This is a genomic window from Christiangramia sediminicola (genome assembly GCF_031344135.1).
GTDB classification, from domain to species: Bacteria; Bacteroidota; Bacteroidia; order Flavobacteriales; family Flavobacteriaceae; genus Christiangramia; species Christiangramia sediminicola.
This window is the reverse complement of sequence record NZ_JAVJIU010000004.1, coordinates 269,286-290,655: the sequence shown is the minus strand read 5'-3', so window position 1 is coordinate 290,655 and position 21,370 is coordinate 269,286. Positions and strand designations below refer to the sequence as shown.

Below are 21,370 nucleotides of genomic sequence, written 5' to 3'. Positions count from 1 at the left end.
TACCTATGGCTACAGCTATAAAGAGTAAAGAAGAAATAGTATTAGAAGATAACGAACTCGTTTGTATCCTCACGGGAGAGGTAAAGAAAATCAAGGCGCAGGAAACTAATTTGCAATCAGTTATTTTAATGCTGAATGAAGAATATGGTTTCGATCTGGATGATATGGAACGTAACTTTACGATTGAATATGATGATCCAGACACTGGAAAGACTAAAAAACAAAAAGTCGATCTGGCAATTTTTGAAAAGGACAAACCCAATGAGCAGGATTTTATTATACGCCTATGCGTTATACAGAGTGATAAAGTAAAACCCAATGATAAAAAGAAAGGTGTTGCAGCGACATTAGAAAACGCCATGGGCGCGGTTGAAAGCTGTGAGTTTGGCCTTTGGGCGAATGGTTCTAGCTATAATTTCCTGCAAAAGGAATTAGATGATATTGGCTACGACTATAATTTCATAGATTTATCAGACTTTCCGGGTGAAGGGGAAACATTAGAAGATTTAGATAGAGCAGATCGTTCACATACGCGTACTCCAGCAAACGATTCTTTGATCAAAGTCTTTAAACGATCTCACGATTATATCTATGCGAATGAAGGCCGCAAGAAAGATGCGTTCTGGCAGTTACTCAACTTGATCTTCTGCAAGCTCTACGATGAAAAACGACGGTTCATGGATTTACCAAATGGTGAAAGCTACCGAAGAAAATTTTGGGTTGGAGTTAAGGAACAGAATACTGAAGAAGGTAGGGAAGCTGTTGCAAAAAGAATTAAAAGTCTTTTTACCGAACTTAAAAATGATAATATATTCTCTGAAGTATTTCAAGGAAATGAAAGCATTGATCTTACTGATAAAGGTCTTGCGTTTATTGCAGGAGAATTAGCTAAATATTCATTTTTAGATGCTTCTGTTGATGTAAAAGGATTGGCTTACGAAACCATTGTAAGCAATACATTAAAACAGGAAGCTGGACAATTTTTTACACCCCGAAATATTATCAAATGTATGGTTGATATGCTCGATCCCAAAGAGCATCATCGGGTGCTGGATCCGGCCTGTGGAAGCGGTGGATTTTTGGTAATGGTGCTCGATCATGTGCGTCAACAGATTACTAAAGAAATGTTTCCTGAATTGAACGGCCCTTATTTAGAGGAAAAGTATAATTCTGCCGAAGTAAATGAAAAAGTAAGAATTTATGCCGAACGGAGTATTTTCGGGTTTGATTTTGACCCTGACCTTAAAAAGGCCGCCCGGATGAATATGGTAATGGGCGGTGATGGACACGCCAACATTTTTCATGTAAACTCCTTGGCCTATCCCAATTGGGAACACCCCAAAGAAGTTGACAAGATTAACGCTGCTATCGACAAAAGCTTACGTGAAATAAAAGATATTGAAAATGCTTACAGTACCGATGCCCGTGGCAAGTTTGATATGATTTTCACCAACCCTCCTTTTGGTGCTAAGGTAAAGGTAGAAACCGAAATTGCTTCTCGATATGATTTGAGTAAATATAGTACCGCGCCGGAAGTATTATTTATAGAAGCTTGCTATGACTATCTAAAAGAAGGTGGTAAAATGGCCATTGTATTACCCGATGGTATTTTGGGGAACCCTAATATGCTCTCTGTGCGAGAATGGATTTTAGATCGATTTAAAATATTGGCCTCTATAGACTTGGCAGTAGAAGCGTTTTTACCACAAGTAGGCGTCCAAGCTTCACTATTGTTTCTACAAAAGAAAACGGAAGAACAACGACAAATGGCTCAAGAAATTGATGAGGATTATAAGGTATTTATGGCAATAGCCGAAAAATTAGGAAAAGACAGGCGAGGCAATCCTATTTACCTTCGCGATAATGATGGAGCGGAAATTCTTTATAACGTTGAAACAAAATATTTAACTAAAAAACGGAATGGTGAAAAAGAATTGAAGGTGAGAAGAGAGAAAATTAAGCAATTAGACGACGATCTACCTCAAATAAGTAAAGCTTATAATGAATTTTTAAACTAGTAATTAATGAAAACTTTACAAGTTAAACACAAATGGTTTAAAGAATCAGGAGAACGATTGGATGCCTCGTATTATTTAAGCGATGGACCACTAACAAAATTTAAACTTCAGAATTCGCCTTATCCAATGACAACCTTGGAAAATGAGAGCAAGGATATATTTTCTGGCAATATATTTAAAAGAAGTTATGTGAAATCCGAAGAATATGGTTGGCCATATATTACTGGATCAAATATGATAAAATCTGATATAAATGGTGGAAAATATGTATCTAAGAAATATACCAAGCAAAAAGACAAGTTGGCCCTGGAGAAAGGATGGATTTTAATTACTTGTTCCGGAACTTTAGGAAATACAGTATTCACAAATCAAGAGTTCGAGGGAAGGGTGGCAACACACGATTTGATACGAGTAATTCCAAAAAAAAATAATTTATTACCAGGCTACATTTATTCTTATTTGACTTCTAAATATGGAAATGGTTTACTAACTCAATCCAGTTACGGAGGTGTTGTTAAGCACATAGAACCTCACCATATTGAAAAGTTACCAATCCCAATTTTTCCAACAGAACTACAACAGGAAATAGATGAACTTATAAATGAAGTAGCTAATCTAAGAGATGATTCAATTAAATTATTCCGGGAATCAACTTTAATGATTGAAAAGGAAATGGACAAAATTTATGGGAATAGATGTAATGAAAGAAACATAATTAAAGTCTCAAGTATTCTTAATAATTATCAAAAAAGAATTGATTCTCCCGCGTTCATTAATGACGGCATCGTTTACCTAAATAGTCTTTCAAATAAAGGAGCTCTCATAAAATCTCTTAAAGAATTAAAGGTAAAAGTAACTCGACCTGGTATTTTTAAAAGAATAAAGGTCGAAAAAAAATACGGTCTCCCATATATCAAAGGTTCAGAATTGAGTAGGGTTAACCCATTCTCTAAATGTGAATATTTATCTAAATCTAAAACTCCTTTTATAGAAGAACAATCATTGAAAGAAAATCAAATATTACTTACTTGTGCAGGAACTGTAGGGGATACTAAATTAATTTCCAAGGAATATGAGGAAATGAAAGCATTAGGTTCGCAAGATATAATTAGAATTGAAGCTCGAAACTCGGAAATTGATCCGATGTATTTATATGCATATTTGAATGTGCCTATTGTACAAAATTACATTCAATCATTAAAATATGGTTCAGTTATAGAAAGAGTTGAGCCTTTTCATATCGATACAGTTCCAGTTTTTTTACCTGAATCAGAAATAATTCAAACAATATCTGAGAAGATTGAGAAATTTAAAAATTATAGATACTTAGCCTTTCAAAAAGAACAAAAAGCGATCGAATTAGTAGAAAAAGAAATAGAACAATGGCAAAAATAATTAAACCTCCCTATTTTGAATCGGTTGTAAATGCTGGAGAGAAGCGTTTGTTAGATTTTCTAGAAGTCAAGCTTCCCGACACTTATTTTTTGATTCCTAATGTGGAGATTGCTTCCACCAATCCACGTAACAACCGTACCCAGTTTTGGGAATACGATCTCATTGTAGTAGCACCACACGCCATTTATAATATTGAGAACAAAGACTGGAAAGGTCGCATCGAAGGTGCAGATGACTATTGGTATATCAACGATCGGCAAAACCCTAATCCGCTTAAGACCGGACGTCAAAAAACAGCTATATTGGCTTCAAAGTTAAAAAGCGCCAATAAAGACTGGGGAAAAGCCTGGATACAAAACATGCTTACCCTTTCCTACCCTAATTCCTTTGAGCCTATCTTATGGCAAGAGGCAGCAAAATTATCCTTTACACTTTCCAGTAAACTTATAAACTATATTCAGGATCCAGAACAAATAGGTAAATGGGAAGGTGCGATTGGTGATGTTCAAAATGATATCGTACAGTTTTTAATTGGCGAACAAAACAGGAAATCACCTACCGAGAAAAAAGAAATCCAAGGTTATGAGATTATTGAGGTTTTAAAACAGGAATCAGATAATTATGTAGAGTACCTGGTAAAGCCTAAAAATGTCACTTCAAATATTCGCAAACGTGTGAAGGAATATGCCCTACAGGTAGTAGGCTTATCTCCAGATGAATTACGGGAACGAGAGGAAAATATAAAAAATCAATTTAATGCACTTCAAAAAATACGTTCCAACCCGTTTATTCTTCCTGTAGAATTTAAAGTAGATGAAGAGAACCACCTCTTTTATGAGATTACAGATTTAATGGAAGATGATTCCTTGCGTAGTGCCGCGAGAAACAAAACCTTCACCTTTGATGAACGCGTAAATATTGTAAAGAACGTTATGAGTGCTTTACAATCTGCACACAAAGAAAATATTTTTCATAGGGACATTAATCCCGAAAATATCTTTTTAAGTAACGGCTATGCTTATTTAGGGAACTTTGGTAAATCCTATTTTACAGATCATAACGAGAATGGTTATACGGTAATGCCCACTATTAATGAGTCTAGCGCCACACCTTATCATCCCTTAGAATTAATAGCCAAAGATGCTTCCAGAGCTTCAGACATATACTCTTTGGGAGTTTTAATCGCCTGGCTTTTTTCAGGAAAAGAACCCATTAAAGGACCTTTTGAACTCGATAAATTAGGCGGAAAATTACCGGAAGAACGTTTGCCTTCTGCCGAAAATAGCGCATTACCCAAGTGGGTTGATGATGTGTGTTCAAAAACTATTCTTACTGATAGCGACAAGCGTATTGACAGTATTGAAGAGCTTGAAAAAATGATCGATGATGCTATAAAGGTTGAAAACTCTAATAAAGAAGATACTAAGACAAAAAACGCATCATCAACAACCACCCAACAGGACACTTATGATTTAAATGAGGGCGATCGTGTAGATGATTACATTATCATCAAAAAACTCGGACATGGTGGGTATTCACGTGTATTTAAAGCTAAACACGATTTACAGGGAAGGGATTTTGCGCTCAAGCTTTTTCACGAAAGTGTTAGTATTGCTTCTGTTATTGATGAGTACAATGCACTGAATGAGCTTAATCACCCTAATATCGTTAAGTTTATTTGGAATGGACAAACCCGTTATGGGCAATTCTATACCACTACTGAATTTTTGGACGGTGGCAATTTAAGTACTTATACCAGAACAGATGCCAATTTACCGATAAACACTATTTATCAACTTGCTGAGGATATGCTTTCTGCTTTAAGCTATCTTCAAGACCGAGCAAAGCCAATCCTACATCGTGATATTAAACCCCAAAATATTATATGGGATAAGAATGGGCGTTTTGTTTTAATCGATTTTAATGTAGCTTCCCTTACACAGGATAATAAGGATTATGTTGGCACAAACCCTTATTTAGCTCCAGATTTGATCGATGGACAAAGAGTGAATTGGGATCTTTCTGCAGACACTTTTGCTTTAGGAATCACACTTTATGAATTGGTAACAAAAAGATATCCATGGCCACAGGGGCGAATTCCTAAAATGAGTATTGCTCCAGAAGATCCAAAGCTGGGAAATCCACGAATTTCAGAAGAATTTGCTGACTTCTTATTAAAAGCAATTGGAACAAAGCCTGAAACCCGGTTTTCTTCCGCAAAGAAAATGTTGGATCGCTTACGAGAAATTGGAAGCGATAATTTATTGTCCGAAAATAAAGAAGATTCTGAAGGCATAGTAGTAGATCAAAAGGAATATCGCACGGAGGTATATATTATCCAGGGCAGTACTAGAATACGTTTACTAAATGAGATGGCTAATTATGGAGAACTGCGAAAAACCATCCATTCTTCCCTAAATAAATTTAAAGAAAAGATTGAAGGTTATAAATCTTCCATATCGCTTCAAGACAAATTAAAGGTTTTGATTAAAACTGATAATGAGGTTTTGATTAATGAAACATTTTGGGAAGGTGGGGCTAGAAATTTCAATGAAGGAAATATTACCAAGGTGTATAATGCCTTAAGAGAATCATTTGAAGATAACACCAATAAATTAAAGGCACATAAAATCGATGTGGAGGGCATTGATATTGTAGATTATATAAATTCCCTTTACAGCCAATCCAAATCTGGAAATTGGGGAACCCGTGTGAATGATCGCGGTTCGCTATATGACGAAGCTACTTATTCTCCCTCTAAACTGGACAGAAGACTAATTCCGGATATTCTGGATGGCCGTTTTAAGCTCATTATAATTACAGGAAATGCAGGTGATGGTAAAACAGCGTTTATAAGGAAAATAGAAAATGCGAAAAGCGTCAAAAACCTGAACCGCTTTAATCATAAGAACGGTGCAGAATTTGAAATAAATAACATTTCATTTGAAAGTAACTATGACGGTTCGCAGGATGAGGATGATAAAATAAACAATCAAGTACTTGAAAACTTTTTTGAACCTTTTGAAGGGGTTAAAAATTTCAATAACGTAAACAAGGGCAGGATTATCGCCATAAACGAAGGACGATTGGTTGAGTTTTTAAAAACCTCAGAAAAATATCAGTCACTTCATAATATAATCGATCAATATTTTTATAAAGAAGGGCATTTTATTTTACCACAAGGTTTGATGATTATCAATCTTAATTTACGGTCTATAACTGCCAGCGATGATAAAGAATCTAGCCTTTTTAGACAACAAGTAAAGGCACTTACTAAAAAAAGTCTATGGAACAAATGTGAAGGTTGTTCTTTGGCAAATAAGTGTTTTATAAAATATAATGTAGATTCTCTCAATGACCCAGCTTCAGGCAATGAAGTAATTACAAGGATGGAGTGGCTGCTCCGTACTGTAGGTCTCAAAAGGGAATTACATATTACCATGCGTGATCTTAGATCGTTGATCGCATTTATAATTTCCCGTGATCATAGTTGTGAAGAAGTAGATGATGTCTACACAGAACTACAGAGTACACCAGAAAAATATTGGCAATTATATTATTTCAATATTACAAATCCAGATCAAAATGATTCTGGTGACAATGATCGTTTAGTGAAATTGTTAAGAGAGACTGATATAGGGAATGTTTCCATACCTAATTTGGACCGCGATTTGTTTTTTGGCCAGCATGTTAAAAGAAACTATTTGGACTTTTCTGATCGGGAATTTAATTTACTAGAAACCTTTAACAAGAATAAAATATGGGTCCCTGCTCACGAGCAAACGGATGAAGTATTAAAAAGAATTAAAAGCATTCAGAAAACTTTTATTAGACATCAATATTATGAAGGTCTTGTTAGAGATTATAAAGACCGTCTCCCATATCAATCATTACAGAGCTTCCACGAGGCTCTGAGCGTTAATAATGAGAATAGTATTTCAGATGTTGAACTTGAATATGAAACTAATAATGATATAGCGCATGAGACACATTTTAAATTTGATGAAAGTGATCTCTTATTAGAGTCCATTTTTGAGAAAACTTTCTTTTCTCAATTAAAAGAAGTGATTCAGAAAGAAGGAAAAGGTATTAATAATTTACGGCTTAAATTAGAAGGTATAGAGTATTTAGGAAATATAGAATTTAATAAATATAAGGGATGTAGCTGGACAGATTTTAAAAGACATCAAAACACAGCCGTATTAAAACCATTTCTTCATACCCTCTTTAAAAGTATGACCAAAAACTCATTGATTGAATTAAAGATATCCTTATCCAGAGCTATCTCGATGAATGAAGGATGTGATAATGAAGCTATCTGGCAAAAACATTTAGTGCTTAGCTCATCTGAAATAAATGATCCATTCAGTGATTCTTTTAGACTTTTTGATCTTAATGATTTTGAACTCTTTGTTAATCGCACAGATCATTTAGTAAAATACTTAGAATACGAACCAGATAGTTTGGTTTTTAGGCATAAACGTGAAACACATATAGAACTGGTTATTTCCTTGGATTTATTTGAAATGCTTTATTTCATACAACAGGGATATAGTCCTTCACTCAATGATTTACGAGGAAAGTTTGTGGAGCTTACAATATTCAAGAATCTTCTTGAAAACCTAACCTATAATAAGGTGGTGGTCACAAGGGATAATATGGAATTCTACGAAATAAGCAAGAATGCGAATAACCATCTTAATATAGCAGCAATGCAATTATAATTATGGCAATAAAATTAAATAAGGAAGAAAGTGTTTTAAGAAACGAGTTGATTTATGCAGGTGATGCAAAAGCTGTTAATATAGATAATGTATTAGTAAATCTTTTTATGTTACTAAAACATAACGGAATGAGGCCAAGACAACGAAGTCGAGTTAAAAATATAGATCTGGACACATTTCAAAGAGTTTTTGAAAAGCTTGAAAAGGAAGGATTGGTAAGTGGCTTTTCCGAAAATAAAGAAGCTACGGAATTATGGTTGAGAAGTAACCTGGCTAATATGGTTTATAGGGGTAATCTGGACAAAGAAAAAATATCGTCTCTCAGACCAATTCATCTAGAAAGTTATCGTGTTAGAAATGGCCCGCAAACCAGAGACTATAACACGGCAGATCAGGTATATTTAATGCTTGGCGCGAATCCTACTGTAAAGGAAGATCTTAAAAACTTCCTTATGGAAGGATGGGATGACGTAACGAGCAATATCAACATTTCTGATGGTTTGGATGTTGACAGTCTTGGACTTTTGCATATCATAAAAAATTTTAATCCTGGTTTTTTGGATACCAATAGTTCACTTAATCAGATCAAACCTTTATTAGATACCCAAGCAAAATTATATTGTGATGATGTAAGAAGATTATTGGTTTACAAACGTAAAATCCCACGAAATGTAATTGTTGATTACCTAAAAACAATTACCTCATTTCATTTATCCGTTTACGTTCAAAAACTTGTATATCTATTGCCTCAGATGATTGAAAAAGGAACAATATATTGCCCTGATCATTGGAATATAGTTATAGATGCAACAGATAATTATGAAGGTAAAATGGCAAAAATTGCCAGTGATGATGCAGCAAATTTGACTAATAGTGTTTATGATTATGTCAAAGCTACTTTTCAAATAAATGCAGCTCTTAGAAGACTTAAATTAGAAAAGAATGATTCTGCTAACCTTGATAAGGCTCTAAAAGTTCTGTCAGAAAAACCAGAGGGTTTTGAAATTTATTTTGAAACTCAATGGGATAATCTTTACAATTCTCTTGAAGAAGATGACCGAGAGCTCATCAAAGATATGGTCAAATATGAAGATACATACTTTGACAAGTATATTCAATTAATACTTAAAGCTCGTGGTGCTTATCAATATAAATATCATGTTCAGCTTATAGATAATCTTGCTCAAAAGAATACTGAACGGGGTTTTATGTCCCAGGGACGGAGTAAAAAACATCCCAGGCGATTTGTTTTGGGAACCAGGTTATTAGAAACTATTGTTCAAATTCTCGTGCTCGAAGCAGAGGACGATCAGTTTAAAACAAAGACCCTTTCTATTGAAGAGTTGATTGAAAATATAAGAGATCGATATGGGCTTATTATTAATGGGCTCCCAGAAGAACGATTTAAAGATGCTGATCTCAATACCCACTTGGCCTTTAAAGAAAATGTAGAATCTTTTAAAATGAAATTACGTCAAATAGGCTTCTACAACGATTTGAGTGATGCCTATATTTTACAAAGGATACGTCCTCGTTACGAATTAAAAGACTAATAAAAGAATGCAATCAACTGCTATAAATACATATTACAAAAAAATTACGTGTCTTATTACCGAACTCCACCAGCAAGACTTTCAAAATGCATCTGCAGGTCATTGTATGAAAATCACTGGATTGGGTATTAATGAATTGGAATTTTTGTATGATCTTTTAAAAGATGCCTATACTCATTTAGATATTTACATAATATCTGAAGGTAACACTGGAGATAGGTATATATCGGCGACTAAGCTTATCGAATTACGTAATAAGCAAAATAAGCCATTACTTATTCTCATACCGTCTAGTAGCAGAACTGCTGCAGAAGACTCTTATGGAAATGCCACGTTTAAAGAAATTTCTTTAAACGGAATTGAACAAAAATTGGTTCAATCCTTAATTGATGAAATTCCAGATAAAATTGCAGATAATATAATTAATGACGTAATAAATTATCTGAACCCTTCTAACAAAGAAATTATCGATTATTTAATTGCTTTGGAGGAATTGAGCTACGATGAAAAAGAGGTTGGAAACCAACTTCATTGTTTATGCCTAATTCCAGATGAAATCCTTATGGATAAAAAGGAAAAAATAAGATCCCGCCTTAATTTTAATCGTGAAAATGTAGAATTAATTTCTGCTTTTAATAAACCTCTATACGATCGCATCTCAGATTTAAATTTAGAAAATGATTCGGTTCAAAAGGATATTGTAGACTTTTTGAAAAATGAAAAAGATGTTAAGAGTTCTATTGAGATTTGTCAATCAATTCATCAGCAATATAAACATCTAAATTTTAAGAATTGGCCTATTCCAGATTTAGACTTCTCTCATATTAAACTCGTGTTAGATGAGATTAAATCAAGCGACCTAAAAGTAGAAGATGGCACAAATGTTCTTTATGCGGAGCAACAGAAGATTGCAAAGTTAAGAGTGCGTTTTCATACATATCCTAAACCGAAAGATATAAAAGACCTTAAATCTTTCAGGATTATCTTAATGGCGGTTGATGGTAGAAGTGGTGAGGAAATTACTGTTCTTAGAAAAATAAATAATTCAACTTCCAGTAGGCCCTATCGTGATGCGACTCTTGAACTCAATCCTAATATTATTGAAGAAGGATCTTATTTTATTAAAGTTTTGGCTGAAGACGAGCACGGAAATATGCTTAATGCAAATGATGAATTTAAGGATAATAAAATTCAAAAAGCTTGGGAGATTAAAAAAGCAGAAAATGAGGAAATAAAAAAGAGCTCATTTCCATACAAACTTACTTGTGACTCGGAAGATTTTGATTACATAATCGAAGAAGCGATTGAACGTGACGAAGACCAAAGAAAAGACAAGTTGAATAATGTTTTACAGGCTTATTTTAAATATAGAATAAGTGGTTTAAAAAATGATGAAGATTTTGATATACCCGAGCCTTCTGAAACATCCAATGTCTGGATCAACGATGGTAAAGAAAAACATTCTTCCACGTTTCACATCAACTACTCCGATAAGCATAACTACCAGGTAAATGTTTCAACTAAATTACGGCAGATAGAAAACATTTTTCTTAAAAATGCTGATAGAATAGGTTATGTGCGATCAACCTTAAAAGGGAATAAACTGGCCATCGGTTTTGAAAATCTTGAATTTGTAGAAAGCCCGTTAGGCGAAATAGTTCCTAAATCCCTTTTAAAGAAACGCAAGGAAGTTTTTGAATCTATTCTCAATTCAAATGAAAATGGGAACGGGATATTTGAAACTGCGGATATTTTCAATTTAAAAGATCAAATAAAAGAATACATAGATTCTTATACAAAATGGACAACTAAATTAAAAAAACAACTTGCAAACAATAACATAAAACTGGAAGAACAAACCAAGCTTAAAGAATTTTTGGTGGAACTACAGATGATAGATGTAGCTCGCGTAAAGAGCAAACTTCCTGATGGTAATAAAATCGAAGCACTTATTGTTTCTCCTTTACATCCGTTGAGACTAGCTTGGACTTTACAACTGCTTGAGGTTTTTGCAGATTGGGAAAGAAAAACCAAGGAATTTTCTGGACATAAGGAATCTTGGTCTGAGCAATTAGAAGATCTTTTTATTGGACAGCTATCTCCAGAAAATAATCAGCAGGTCCTTTTGGATTCTAACACGTTAAAGCCTTTCAATTATAATGGAGAATTGTCATTTGGCTGGGGTCTTTATCTAAGCACAGTATCTAAAGAGCCAAAAAATGGAATGACTTCTATATCGCGGCAGTTGCAGCATTATTTAAGGCTATTATTCAATATAACTAAAGATAATTATGTAGAAACGGATTTAAGCCTGAAATTAGTTATTCGTCACATAAAGAATTATTTAGCTCAACATCCTTACATAGATAAACTAGTTATCAACCTTTTCAACGCAGGCGATGCAGATGTATTTTCAAATGCATTTGTAGAATTAGAGAAAGAAAAGAATTTTGAAAATATCAATTATGAAGTCCGCATCTTTAAAGGTGATGATAAAATTATCGAACACGGTGAGTCTTTGAAGGCATTAATTAACCCAGAATCAAATATAACTCCAGAAGCCGAGGCCTTTTCTCAACCTTCCCGAAATCGGTTGTTTCCTAAACTTCGCTTCTCCATTAATAATATCAGCGATTTTTTAAAAAAACCTTCAAGCTTTACATCTCACTTAAGTTTTTTAGTAAGCCCCTTTCCTATTACAACAGAATTAATTAAGCCTAATGAAGATGATCGTAATTTTTACTTAAATGGCCTGTTAGCAGATTCCACAATTATAGTAAGTGAAAATGGTTCTCAAATTAAATGGAATAGCTTTATTAGCGGTAATAAACTACCAATTCAATATGACAAAACAGGGGTAAATGGTATCAAGCTTTTTGATAATATCCAAAGCTTTATTAGTGGGGCATTAGTTTCAAAATATACCGAATCTGTTCCTTCCACTCAACTACGCTTAAATGATAAAGACAAGGTATTGTTAACACATTTACACGATTTTTCTGATTGGGTAGTTACATTTGACAAAAATCTCGGACCTCAAATATTTGATCAACCTTCAAAAGATGGTAAAATTCCTTTCCTGTTGGATTATGTGCCGGGGGAAGAAACCCTGGGAATATCATCCTATTTAACCACTCGCCCTACTTCCGAAATATTAGGACTATTGGGACCTCATTTTGAGGAATTTAATTTAGATATCCATAATCAGGAGGATGAACAAAAAATCAAAATTCTATTAGAAGATTTGAGAGCTGTAAGTAGTTCTTTGGTACTTCAATTAAATTCAACCAAAAACAAAGCTTTTGAAGTAATCGGGTCGGCCTTTACCAAACGCGTTTTAGAGAAGAAGGAGATGTTAGAGGAAGCTTTTTTAATTCCAATAGACCTACACCAGAATTTATTTGAAAACCTCCCATCGGGTAGCAGATCCAGAGCTGATAACCTCTTGGTGTCCATGAATCCATCGAAAAAAGAAATATTAATTTCTGTAATCGAAATCAAATGCAGAAAAGCATTGGGAGAAACTGAAAAAGATGCCCTACAATTAAAAATGCTTGATCAAATTGAAAATACAATTGAAGCGATTAGAACTCATTTTGACCCAGAATACAACAATTCTTTTGATCGTCTAGATAGGGAAATCAAAAATAAAGAATTGAAATCCTTATTATCTTTCTATTTAGAAAGAGCCAACAGATATAATTATCTATCTAATAAAGCGTACAATCAGTATCTGGAGTTTATGCAAAACTTAGATTCTGGGTTCACACTTCGGTTTAAACGTCTTGGGTTAATATTTGATTTTGCCGCTACTGATCGGCATAAAAAAGTTGTACTTGACCACGAGTCTGTATTTTTTACTTTCGGAGGGAAACTAATTGATGATATTTTAGATCCAGACTCTGATCTTAACACTAAAAGACTAGAAGAAGGAGATTTAGACAAGGACCTTCACGAAGCTTTTGGGAATAAAAACGAACTCCAACCCTTTATTCAAAAGTTTAAATCTAAAATGGAGCCTAGCTTTGAGGATGTTTCTGAAGTAGAAACGGAGAATAATGTTGAAGCCGAAAAAAACGCTAATAAAACTGAATATAAAATCAACTCTTACCCTCCACATGAGGAAGAGTTGAATAGAGCTGCAGAGGAAGAAAGAGAATCTAACAAGATTGATATATCTGATACTCCTGAAAAATCAAAAGACTCCAATGATAAAATAGGACATATTACTCCCGATTATGATATACTTATTGGCAAAACCTCTGAAAGTTCTCAATTCGGAATTTTAGGTGAAAGTATCGTTCAAAAGAAAATAGCAGTTGATTTAAGTGAGACAAATACTATAAGTTTATTTGGAGTACAGGGCGGGGGAAAAAGTTATACAATTGGAACTATATCTGAAATGGTTTTGAAACAGTTTAATAAGATTAATCAGCTTCCTTCACCACTTGCTGGTGTAATATTTCACTATAGCGAAAGTATGGACTATGAACCGGAATTTACTTCGATGATTTATGATAATGATCAAAAAAGGGAATTGAAAAAACTGAAAGAGAAATATGGCGCAGAACCTAATTCAATAGACGACGTAATTATTTTAACACCAAAGGACAAGATTGATGAAAGGCAGTTAGAATATCCATCTATAGAAGTGAAACCAATAGCTTTTAATTCTAAAGAGCTAAATGTTCAAGATTGGATGTTTATTCTTGGTGCTCTGGGAAATGATTCTACATATATTCGGCAATTAAAGGCCATTATGAAAGAGCATAGGTCAAATATTACGATTGAAGGTCTTGCCCAAAGCGTGGAAGAATCGGAGCTTCTCAGTAACTCTCAAAAAGCCCTAGCAAGACAAAAGCTAAGTTTTGCAAGAGAATACATCGATGACAACTTTATGATGAGGGATATACTCAAACCAGGTCGTCTTATAATTGTCGATCTGAGAGATGAATTTATAGTTAAAGATGAGGCACTAGGTTTATTTGTAATTATGTTGAATATCTTTTCTGCGGTTAAGAAAGTTGAAGGTAAACACTTTAACAAATTTATAGTCTTTGATGAGGCGCATAAGTATATGGATAATAAAGATCTAACAGGGAACATTGTAAGAGCAATTCGAGAAATGCGTCACAAAGGCGTTAGTATAATGATTGCAAGTCAGGATCCTCCGAGTCTGCCAAACGAAATAATAGAATTGAGCTCTATTGTTTTACTACACAAATTCAATAGTCCTCAATGGCTTAAACACATTCAGAAGTCCATTACACAGTTATCGACATTGACTCCGGCAGATATGAGTGCCCTTACTCCGGGAGAAGGTTTCTTGTGGGCTACTAAAGCAACTGAAAAGAGTATATCTGCAAAGCCTTTGAAAATTTCCACTAGGCCAAGAGTAACGAAACACGGAGGTGGTACTATTCAAGCCACTGGCATGTAATGAAATCGACAATTATATCACATATAGGTAAAAGGAAAATCAACCAAGATTTTACTTTGGTCAAGAGCATCAATGCGGATACATTTCTTTATCTTATTGCCGATGGAATGGGTGGTTATGATAATGGTGATGTTGCAGCTTCAATCGTCATCGATAGTGTGTCTACTTTTTTAACTAATACAAAGGAATTAAATGAGAATGCTATTAAGAAAGCTATAAATAAGGCAAATTTAGCTGTTCGTCAATACCAAGAACAACATCATTCAAAATTAGGATCTACATTAGGAGGTATAATTGTCTCCGGAGAAACTGCCAGGGCGTTTTGGGTAGGAGATGTGAAAATTCTGCATTATTCTAAATCCAAACTATCTTTTGAAAGCAAACCACATAATTTAAAAAATGAGCTTTCTGAAGCTGATGATTCAATAGACAACTTAGATTTTTCTAAATATAACCACGTAGTTACCCGTTCCATTCAGGGTGATGTTAAGAAATCTGAACCCTCTTTTCAGAAATTCTTATTAAATAAAGGAGATAAGGTGTTTGTTTGTTCGGATGGTGTGCATAACATCATGGATTCCTTGACATTACAGTATTTACTTAATATAAACGAAACCAGTGGAACTTTATTAGATACTATCGATCAGAGACTCATAGAGGAAGCTAATGATAATGCGAGTTTAATTTTAATTGAAGATTTTTCAATTAGCGGCTGAATGTGTCAATTTTAAATTCAGGCACTATGTGATGAAAGTGATCATTGAAAAGATAATAAATCTCAAAATCCTTTCGGACCTTATTGGTGAAATAAACTATAAATAGTTCCCCTCTGTATTTATTGTTTATCCTTGTCGCTTTAAGGATGGTTCCGGCTATTTGAATTTTATCTTGATATTCCTTCTTCTAAATTTGCCCTTGTGTGGATGTTTGATAAGTTAATTTCTCCACTTGAACTTCTGGGGTATTACTGACAATACTATATTTTTCACTTGAATTTACTATTAGGTTGCTAATAACAATTCACTAGCATCATCCAATACCGTATTGTCCAACTCCTTGAGATAAGCCTGAGTAATGGCGAGATTTTGATGTCCCATAGATTCACTAATCACATCGGTAGCCACCCCTTTCTGCTTTAAGCAATTTGCATAACTATGTCTTGCGACATAGCTTGTTAGTGGTTTGTCAATATTGCAGATCTGGGCAATTTCTTTTAGTTCTTTGTTATAGCGTTGTAATGTCTTGTGCTTTCTGTTTGCAATCTGGGCAGGGGTTAGATTATCGCTTAAGAGGATTGGGAATACATATTTCGTGTCTAAGGATCTTTCCTTATAATAATCCAGAATTTCACGAACAGGCGGAAGAATTTTGATGGTAAAATTTCCTTTGGTCTTGGAACGCGTATAGAAGATACGATCTTCAGTCACATTTTTCCATTCTAACCCAAGCATATCGGCAAAATTCATCCCTCTTGTATAAAAACTGAAAGCAAAATAATTCCTACTTTGTGTTAGATGTGGATATTCATTCAAGTCCATTTTAATAATTTCCATTACTTGCGGAAAACTAAGAGCTTTCTTTAATCCTTTCCCTTTTAGTTTGGATATTTTATAATCCTTAAAGGGATAATCTTCTTCTCTAGCAATATTTCTTTGGATGGCAAAATTATAAATAGCTCTTATTCCTCTCATTTTTATTCCAATACCTCCATCGGTGCCACCTCGCGCTCGGCAGAAAACTTCAAACTTATTTAAAAAAGCGGGAGTAATATCTTTGAAAGTAAGGTGATGGCTTCGATGGTAAAGTTTCACCACGTGCATTACATCTTTATAAACACGGGCGTTTCCAGTTCTCCCGGCAGTATTCATTTCGTCTGTAATTTCACTCCAGAAATTAAAAACGTTATTTTGAATCGGATTTTTCTCTAAACGAAAGCAATTTTCAAAATCATCAAGACTAAAATTATTATTCTCAATCTCTAGATTGGTATAAATTTTAAATGCCTCAGATTTCAATTTGAGGAGTAATCGATTACTTTGAATATAATTTTCAGCATTCTTTCTAAAATCTCCGGTGTTATCATTCCATTCATATGGCATCGCCTTAAAAATGGTAGAAAAGTATTTAGATTTTCTATTTTTGGTAATACGCAAACAAACCGGGTAAGAACCGTCAGATAATTTTTTCTTTCTTAGTACAGTTTTAATAGTTGCCATAAACTCAATATTGGGTACAACATAGGTACAACAAATGGGTACTTAAAGATAAAACAAATCCTACTGAATGAAAATTTAAATTTTATAAAATATTGATAATCAATATATAAGAAGATAAAAGAAGCTAAATGAAAGTTCATTTGTCGCATCTCATAATCAGGTGGTCCTTGGTTCGAGCCCAAGTGGGACCACTTTTAAACAGAAGCCTTGCAGAGATGCAGGGCTTTTTCTTTTTAAAGATTACTCAACCTGATTCCAAGCATCAGCATAGATCTTCCAATCTCCTTCTTCTTTTTTCCAGACGATTAGGTATTTTCCTTTCCATGAAATTTCTGTACCATCATTTCGTTGGGTAGAACCTTCATAATACCCAATATCATAAGCATGATCATTAATAATCTTAATTTCGGTTTGAGTGATCTTATGACTTAAGATCTTTACTTCTTCTGGTAAAATCCACCTTTCTTTAATGGCTTGTTTACCTTTAATTAATTCTGCTCCCGGAGGAAGAATTACAGCATTTTCAGCATAAGACTCCTTGATTCCGTCGTAATCTGCATTCACATATGCTTTGGAGAAAGCTTCGGTATTTTTTAAGATGATATCGATGTCGTTTTTATCACCAATGAATTCCTGAGAAATTAGGTCTAAAGAATTTAGGGAAAGTGCAAAAAACAGTATTAAAAACTTTTTCATGAACCGCTTCGTTTATAGTTGAATTTTAAGGATAATACTTTCAATTAATTTTAAATGAAGTATTTGTAGGAAAATTAATGATTAAATCTTGAATTGAACTTAGTAATTATTTACATTTGAATACTGTGAAGTTACTGGTTATTAGTGAAATAAGTTAAAATTATAGAAAGAAACAATTTGATTTATATTCAGAGAATAAAACTAAACACACTGAAATTTCGTAATTATTGTTAAGAGATTGAATGGTAATGAGCGGCTTTAGGATTTCCTTGAGCAGGTCGATAGTGGAAAATTCTTACCTTAGGCGAAAAATTGTTAATATAAAATTGAAAATTAAGGCGTTCGCCGAAATAACTTACCAAACATCAATGGGGCAGCTTAGATGTATATTACTGGTTTTGGCACTCTTTCTTGGAGTTGCTGGAACTACCTATGCTCAAAAAGAGCCACCTGCCCCAACTGAAAAAAGACATAAGGGTCCGCCTTGTGATCCTGGTAATGGTAATCCAGGAGGTCCATCTGTACCTGTTGGGCTTTGCCTTCCTATAGATGATTATGTCTATATACTAATGGCAGTTGGAGTTATGTATGGCTGCTATAAACTTAGAAATTTCGAAACGGCTTAAGAGAATTCGCTTATTCTCTTCACGTACTTTCCTATTACATCAAATTCAAGATTGACTAAGTCTCCATTTTTAAGATTCTTGAAGGTAGTATGCTCATAAGTATAAGGGATGATAGCAACACTAAATTCGTTCTTTTTAGAATTAACCACGGTAAGACTTACTCCGTTAACAGTGATAGATCCTTTTTCTATAGTGATGTTTCCAATTTCGGGATCATATTCAAAAGTAAATTCCCAGCTTCCATCTTTTTCAGTAAGCCTTTTACAAATAGCGGTTTGATCTACATGTCCCTGCACGATATGACCATCCAGCCTGTCTCCTAATTTCATACCTCTCTCAAGGTTTACTAAAGAACCTTCTTTTAAATTACCAAGATTAGTTTTCTCCAGGGTCTCCTTAACAGCAGTTACTGTATAAATGTTATCCTGAATTGAAACTACCGTAAGACAAACTCCATTATGAGAAACGCTTTGATCAATCTTTAATTCTGGAGTCATTATGGCTTTTACTTTTAAATCGAGATTGCTTCCTGATTTTTTAATGCCTGTAATTTCACCTATTTCTTCAACTATTCCTGTGAACATTGTTTTCTATAATAATGGTTACATTTGTGTGTAAAATTAAAATATTATATCGGGAAAGTTTATGAAACAAAGCGAAATGATCAAATTGGGAATTAGCATTGGAGATTTGAATGGGATAGGAAGTGAAATTGTGCTTAAGACCTTTGACGATTCCAGGATGCTAGATTTTTGCACCCCGATAATCTTTGCATCTTCAAAAATTCTCAATTTTTTAAAGAAACATTATAAGTTATCCATGCATTTTCAGGGGATAGATCATCCTTCTAATGCTATAGACGGAAAAGTGAACGTGGTAAATGTCTGGAAAGAGAATGTGAACATAAACTTCGGGGAAGAGGATACGAAGATTGGTGACTATGCTTTCAGATCTTTGGAGGCTGCAACTAAAGCCCTGAAGAAAGATGAAATAGATGTTCTGGTTACTGCACCTATTAATAAAGCGACCATACAGTCTGATAAATTCAATTTCCCTGGACATACAGATTATCTTGCTAAAGAGCTTGGAGGAGAAAGCCTGATGTTTATGATCACCGATAATCTTAAGATCGGGTTACTTACAGATCATGTAGCATTAAAAGATATTTCTTCGGTGATCACTCCAGAACTTATCGAGAAGAAAATTAAAACAATCCAGGATACTTTAAAAAAGGATTTCAGGGTTCAGAAACCAAGGATCGCTGTATTGGGAATCAATCCGCATAGTGGAGATAATGGTGTGATTGGTAAGGAGGATGAAGAAACTTTAAAACCAACTATCAAGATAATAAGAGATCGTGGAGATCTTGTTTTTGGTCCATATTCGGCTGATAGTTTTTTTGGATCCAAGAATTATAAGAATTTTGATGCAGTTGTAGCTTCCTATCATGATCAGGGTTTAATACCGTTTAAGACTCTTTCCTTCGGAAGAGGAGTTAATTTTACTGCTGGTTTAAATAAGGTGAGAACGTCTCCAGATCATGGAACCGCTTTTGAGATCGCAGGTAAGAATGAAGCGAATATTAATTCTTTTAAAGAAGCCGTTTTTAAAGGGATTGAAATATTTAAAGCACGGGAAGAATACAAGGTTTTGACGGAAAATCCGTTGAAGAAACAAGGCAAGAAGATATAAACAAAAATTTGTTTATAAAAAGTACATAATTGATTAATTTTTATATCTTTGCACCCGCCTTAACGGAAACGTTGGGCACTCAAAACTGAGGAGAGATGAGGAATTTAGCAGAGTTTACAATTCCTTTCAAGGGATTAAAACTTGGGAAACACCAGTTTGAGTATGAGTTAGATAACAGGTTCTTTGAACATTTTGAGTACGAGGAATTCAACAGCGCAGACGTAAAGATCGACCTGTTGTTCGAAAAGAAAAGCACCATGATGGAGCTTACCTTCAGAGCTACGGGAACAGTGAATGTTAACTGTGATCTTACCAATGAGCCTTATGATCAGCCAATCGACAATGAATTGTTTTTGGTGATCAAATTTGGAGATGAATTCAATAATGAAGATGAAGATCTGCTCATATTACCACATGGTGAATATGAAGTGAACATTCAGCAATACGTGTATGAATTGGTAGTACTTTCAGTACCACAAAAAAGAATTCATCCAGGTGTTGAAGACGGAACATTAGAATCTGACGTACTTGACAAGCTAGAAGAGCTTAGTTTGAAAAATCAGAAAAAGAAAAATGAGGATGATATAGATCCTCGCTGGGACAAATTAAAAAATTTACTAAACGAATAATTAACAGGAAGCCATGGCACATCCAAAGAGAAAAATCTCGAAAACTAGAAGAGATAAGAGAAGAACACATTATAAAGCTTCAGCTCCAAAAGTTGCTGTAGATTCTGTAACAGGTGAAGCACACTTGTATCACAGAGCTCACTGGCACGAAGGTAAACTTTACTACCGTGGTCAGGTACTAATTGACAATACTGAAGAAGTAGAGGCTTAGTCTAGGATAAAGAGCTTCAAAAAACACAGAAACTCTCACATGGTGGGAGTTTTTTGTTTTTAGTTGAATAAGTCCTAAAAAGACCTTAATTTGCACGCCGGTTATAATTAAATTTAGTACTTTTCTATGAATGTAGATATCGTTTATAGACCGGTGAAGGGTGAATTAAA

13 protein-coding genes are annotated in these 21,370 nt (G+C 34.3%); 10 read left to right on the top strand and 3 right to left on the bottom strand.

Going from position 1 to position 21,370, the window contains the following annotated elements:
* Nucleotides 1–5 precede the first annotated feature (5 nt).
* From mads2 to RE431_RS11785, 6 genes are read left to right on the top strand one after another with little or no spacing between them, the layout of a single operon-like run.
* A complete protein-coding gene (mads2, locus tag RE431_RS11810) occupies nucleotides 6–2,018 on the top strand; it encodes a methylation-associated defense system DNA methyltransferase MAD2 (RefSeq protein WP_309562188.1) in 2,013 nt (670 codons plus the stop codon).
* 6 nt (nucleotides 2,019–2,024) lie between these two features.
* Complete coding sequence (gene mads5, locus RE431_RS11805) at nucleotides 2,025–3,413, top strand: methylation-associated defense system restriction endonuclease subunit S MAD5 (protein ID WP_309562187.1); 1,389 nt, start codon at nucleotides 2,025–2,027, stop codon at nucleotides 3,411–3,413.
* Nucleotides 3,401–8,137 (top strand): methylation-associated defense system protein kinase MAD6, encoded by a 4,737-nt coding sequence (mads6, locus tag RE431_RS11800; RefSeq protein WP_309562186.1) that lies wholly within the window; start codon nucleotides 3,401–3,403, stop codon nucleotides 8,135–8,137. The genes mads5 and mads6 overlap by 13 nt, the downstream gene beginning before the upstream one ends.
* 2 nt (nucleotides 8,138–8,139) lie before the next feature.
* Nucleotides 8,140–9,690 (top strand): methylation-associated defense system protein MAD7, encoded by a 1,551-nt coding sequence (gene mads7 / locus RE431_RS11795; RefSeq protein ID WP_309562185.1) that lies wholly within the window; start codon nucleotides 8,140–8,142, stop codon nucleotides 9,688–9,690.
* 7 nt (nucleotides 9,691–9,697) lie between these two features.
* Nucleotides 9,698–15,130, top strand: a complete 5,433-nt coding sequence (gene mads8 / locus RE431_RS11790; protein WP_309562184.1) for a methylation-associated defense system ATP-binding protein MAD8 — start codon at nucleotides 9,698–9,700, stop codon at nucleotides 15,128–15,130.
* Nucleotides 15,130–15,846, top strand: a complete 717-nt coding sequence (locus RE431_RS11785) for a PP2C family protein-serine/threonine phosphatase (protein ID WP_309562183.1) — start codon at nucleotides 15,130–15,132, stop codon at nucleotides 15,844–15,846. Before mads8 ends, RE431_RS11785 begins: the two co-directional genes overlap by 1 nt.
* A gap of 285 nt (nucleotides 15,847–16,131) precedes the next feature.
* On the opposite strand, the gene RE431_RS11780 is transcribed toward RE431_RS11785, so the two are convergent.
* Both RE431_RS11780 and RE431_RS11775 read right to left on the bottom strand, forming a co-directional pair.
* Nucleotides 16,132–17,346: a tyrosine-type recombinase/integrase gene (locus tag RE431_RS11780; protein WP_309562182.1), complete on the bottom strand. Its 1,215-nt coding sequence runs from the start codon at nucleotides 17,344–17,346 to the stop codon at nucleotides 16,132–16,134.
* 240 nt (nucleotides 17,347–17,586) lie between these two features.
* Nucleotides 17,587–18,042, bottom strand: a complete 456-nt coding sequence (locus RE431_RS11775) for a YybH family protein (RefSeq protein WP_309562181.1) — start codon at nucleotides 18,040–18,042, stop codon at nucleotides 17,587–17,589.
* 368 nt (nucleotides 18,043–18,410) lie between these two features.
* Between RE431_RS11775 and RE431_RS11770 the strand changes: the two genes are divergently transcribed.
* A complete protein-coding gene (locus RE431_RS11770; protein WP_309562180.1) occupies nucleotides 18,411–18,668 on the top strand; it encodes a hypothetical protein in 258 nt (85 codons plus the stop codon).
* On the opposite strand, the gene RE431_RS11765 is transcribed toward RE431_RS11770, so the two are convergent.
* Nucleotides 18,665–19,252 (bottom strand): riboflavin synthase, encoded by a 588-nt coding sequence (locus tag RE431_RS11765; protein WP_309562179.1) that lies wholly within the window; start codon nucleotides 19,250–19,252, stop codon nucleotides 18,665–18,667. The two genes, RE431_RS11770 and RE431_RS11765, sit on opposite strands and share 4 nt — an antisense overlap.
* Before the next feature lie 61 nt (nucleotides 19,253–19,313).
* Here RE431_RS11765 and pdxA point away from each other — a divergent pair, with 61 nt between their 5' ends.
* From pdxA to rpmF, 3 genes are all read left to right on the top strand, one after another.
* Nucleotides 19,314–20,360 carry a 4-hydroxythreonine-4-phosphate dehydrogenase PdxA gene (pdxA, locus tag RE431_RS11760; RefSeq protein WP_309562178.1) on the top strand — a complete coding sequence of 349 codons (1,047 nt, stop codon included), beginning with the start codon at nucleotides 19,314–19,316 and terminating at the stop codon, nucleotides 20,358–20,360.
* A 95-nt stretch (nucleotides 20,361–20,455) separates the two neighbouring features.
* Complete coding sequence (locus RE431_RS11755; protein WP_309562177.1) at nucleotides 20,456–20,989, top strand: YceD family protein; 534 nt, start codon at nucleotides 20,456–20,458, stop codon at nucleotides 20,987–20,989.
* 13 nt (nucleotides 20,990–21,002) lie between these two features.
* Nucleotides 21,003–21,200, top strand: coding sequence for a 50S ribosomal protein L32 (rpmF, locus tag RE431_RS11750; protein ID WP_026932948.1), 198 nt, complete (start codon nucleotides 21,003–21,005; stop codon nucleotides 21,198–21,200).
* Nucleotides 21,201–21,370: the final 170 nt, after the last annotated feature.

Coding starts and splice junctions, on each gene's coding strand:
- mads2 (WP_309562188.1), top strand. CDS start 6: ATGGCTACAGCTATAAAGAGTAAAGAAGAAATAGTATTAGAAGATAAC.
- mads5 (WP_309562187.1), top strand. CDS start 2,025: ATGAAAACTTTACAAGTTAAACACAAATGGTTTAAAGAATCAGGAGAA.
- mads6 (WP_309562186.1), top strand. CDS start 3,401: ATGGCAAAAATAATTAAACCTCCCTATTTTGAATCGGTTGTAAATGCT.
- mads7 (WP_309562185.1), top strand. CDS start 8,140: ATGGCAATAAAATTAAATAAGGAAGAAAGTGTTTTAAGAAACGAGTTG.
- mads8 (WP_309562184.1), top strand. CDS start 9,698: ATGCAATCAACTGCTATAAATACATATTACAAAAAAATTACGTGTCTT.
- RE431_RS11785 (WP_309562183.1), top strand. CDS start 15,130: ATGAAATCGACAATTATATCACATATAGGTAAAAGGAAAATCAACCAA.
- RE431_RS11780 (WP_309562182.1), bottom strand. CDS start 17,346: ATGGCAACTATTAAAACTGTACTAAGAAAGAAAAAATTATCTGACGGT.
- RE431_RS11775 (WP_309562181.1), bottom strand. CDS start 18,042: ATGAAAAAGTTTTTAATACTGTTTTTTGCACTTTCCCTAAATTCTTTA.
- RE431_RS11770 (WP_309562180.1), top strand. CDS start 18,411: ATGGGGCAGCTTAGATGTATATTACTGGTTTTGGCACTCTTTCTTGGA.
- RE431_RS11765 (WP_309562179.1), bottom strand. CDS start 19,252: ATGTTCACAGGAATAGTTGAAGAAATAGGTGAAATTACAGGCATTAAA.
- pdxA (WP_309562178.1), top strand. CDS start 19,314: ATGAAACAAAGCGAAATGATCAAATTGGGAATTAGCATTGGAGATTTG.
- RE431_RS11755 (WP_309562177.1), top strand. CDS start 20,456: ATGAGGAATTTAGCAGAGTTTACAATTCCTTTCAAGGGATTAAAACTT.
- rpmF (WP_026932948.1), top strand. CDS start 21,003: ATGGCACATCCAAAGAGAAAAATCTCGAAAACTAGAAGAGATAAGAGA.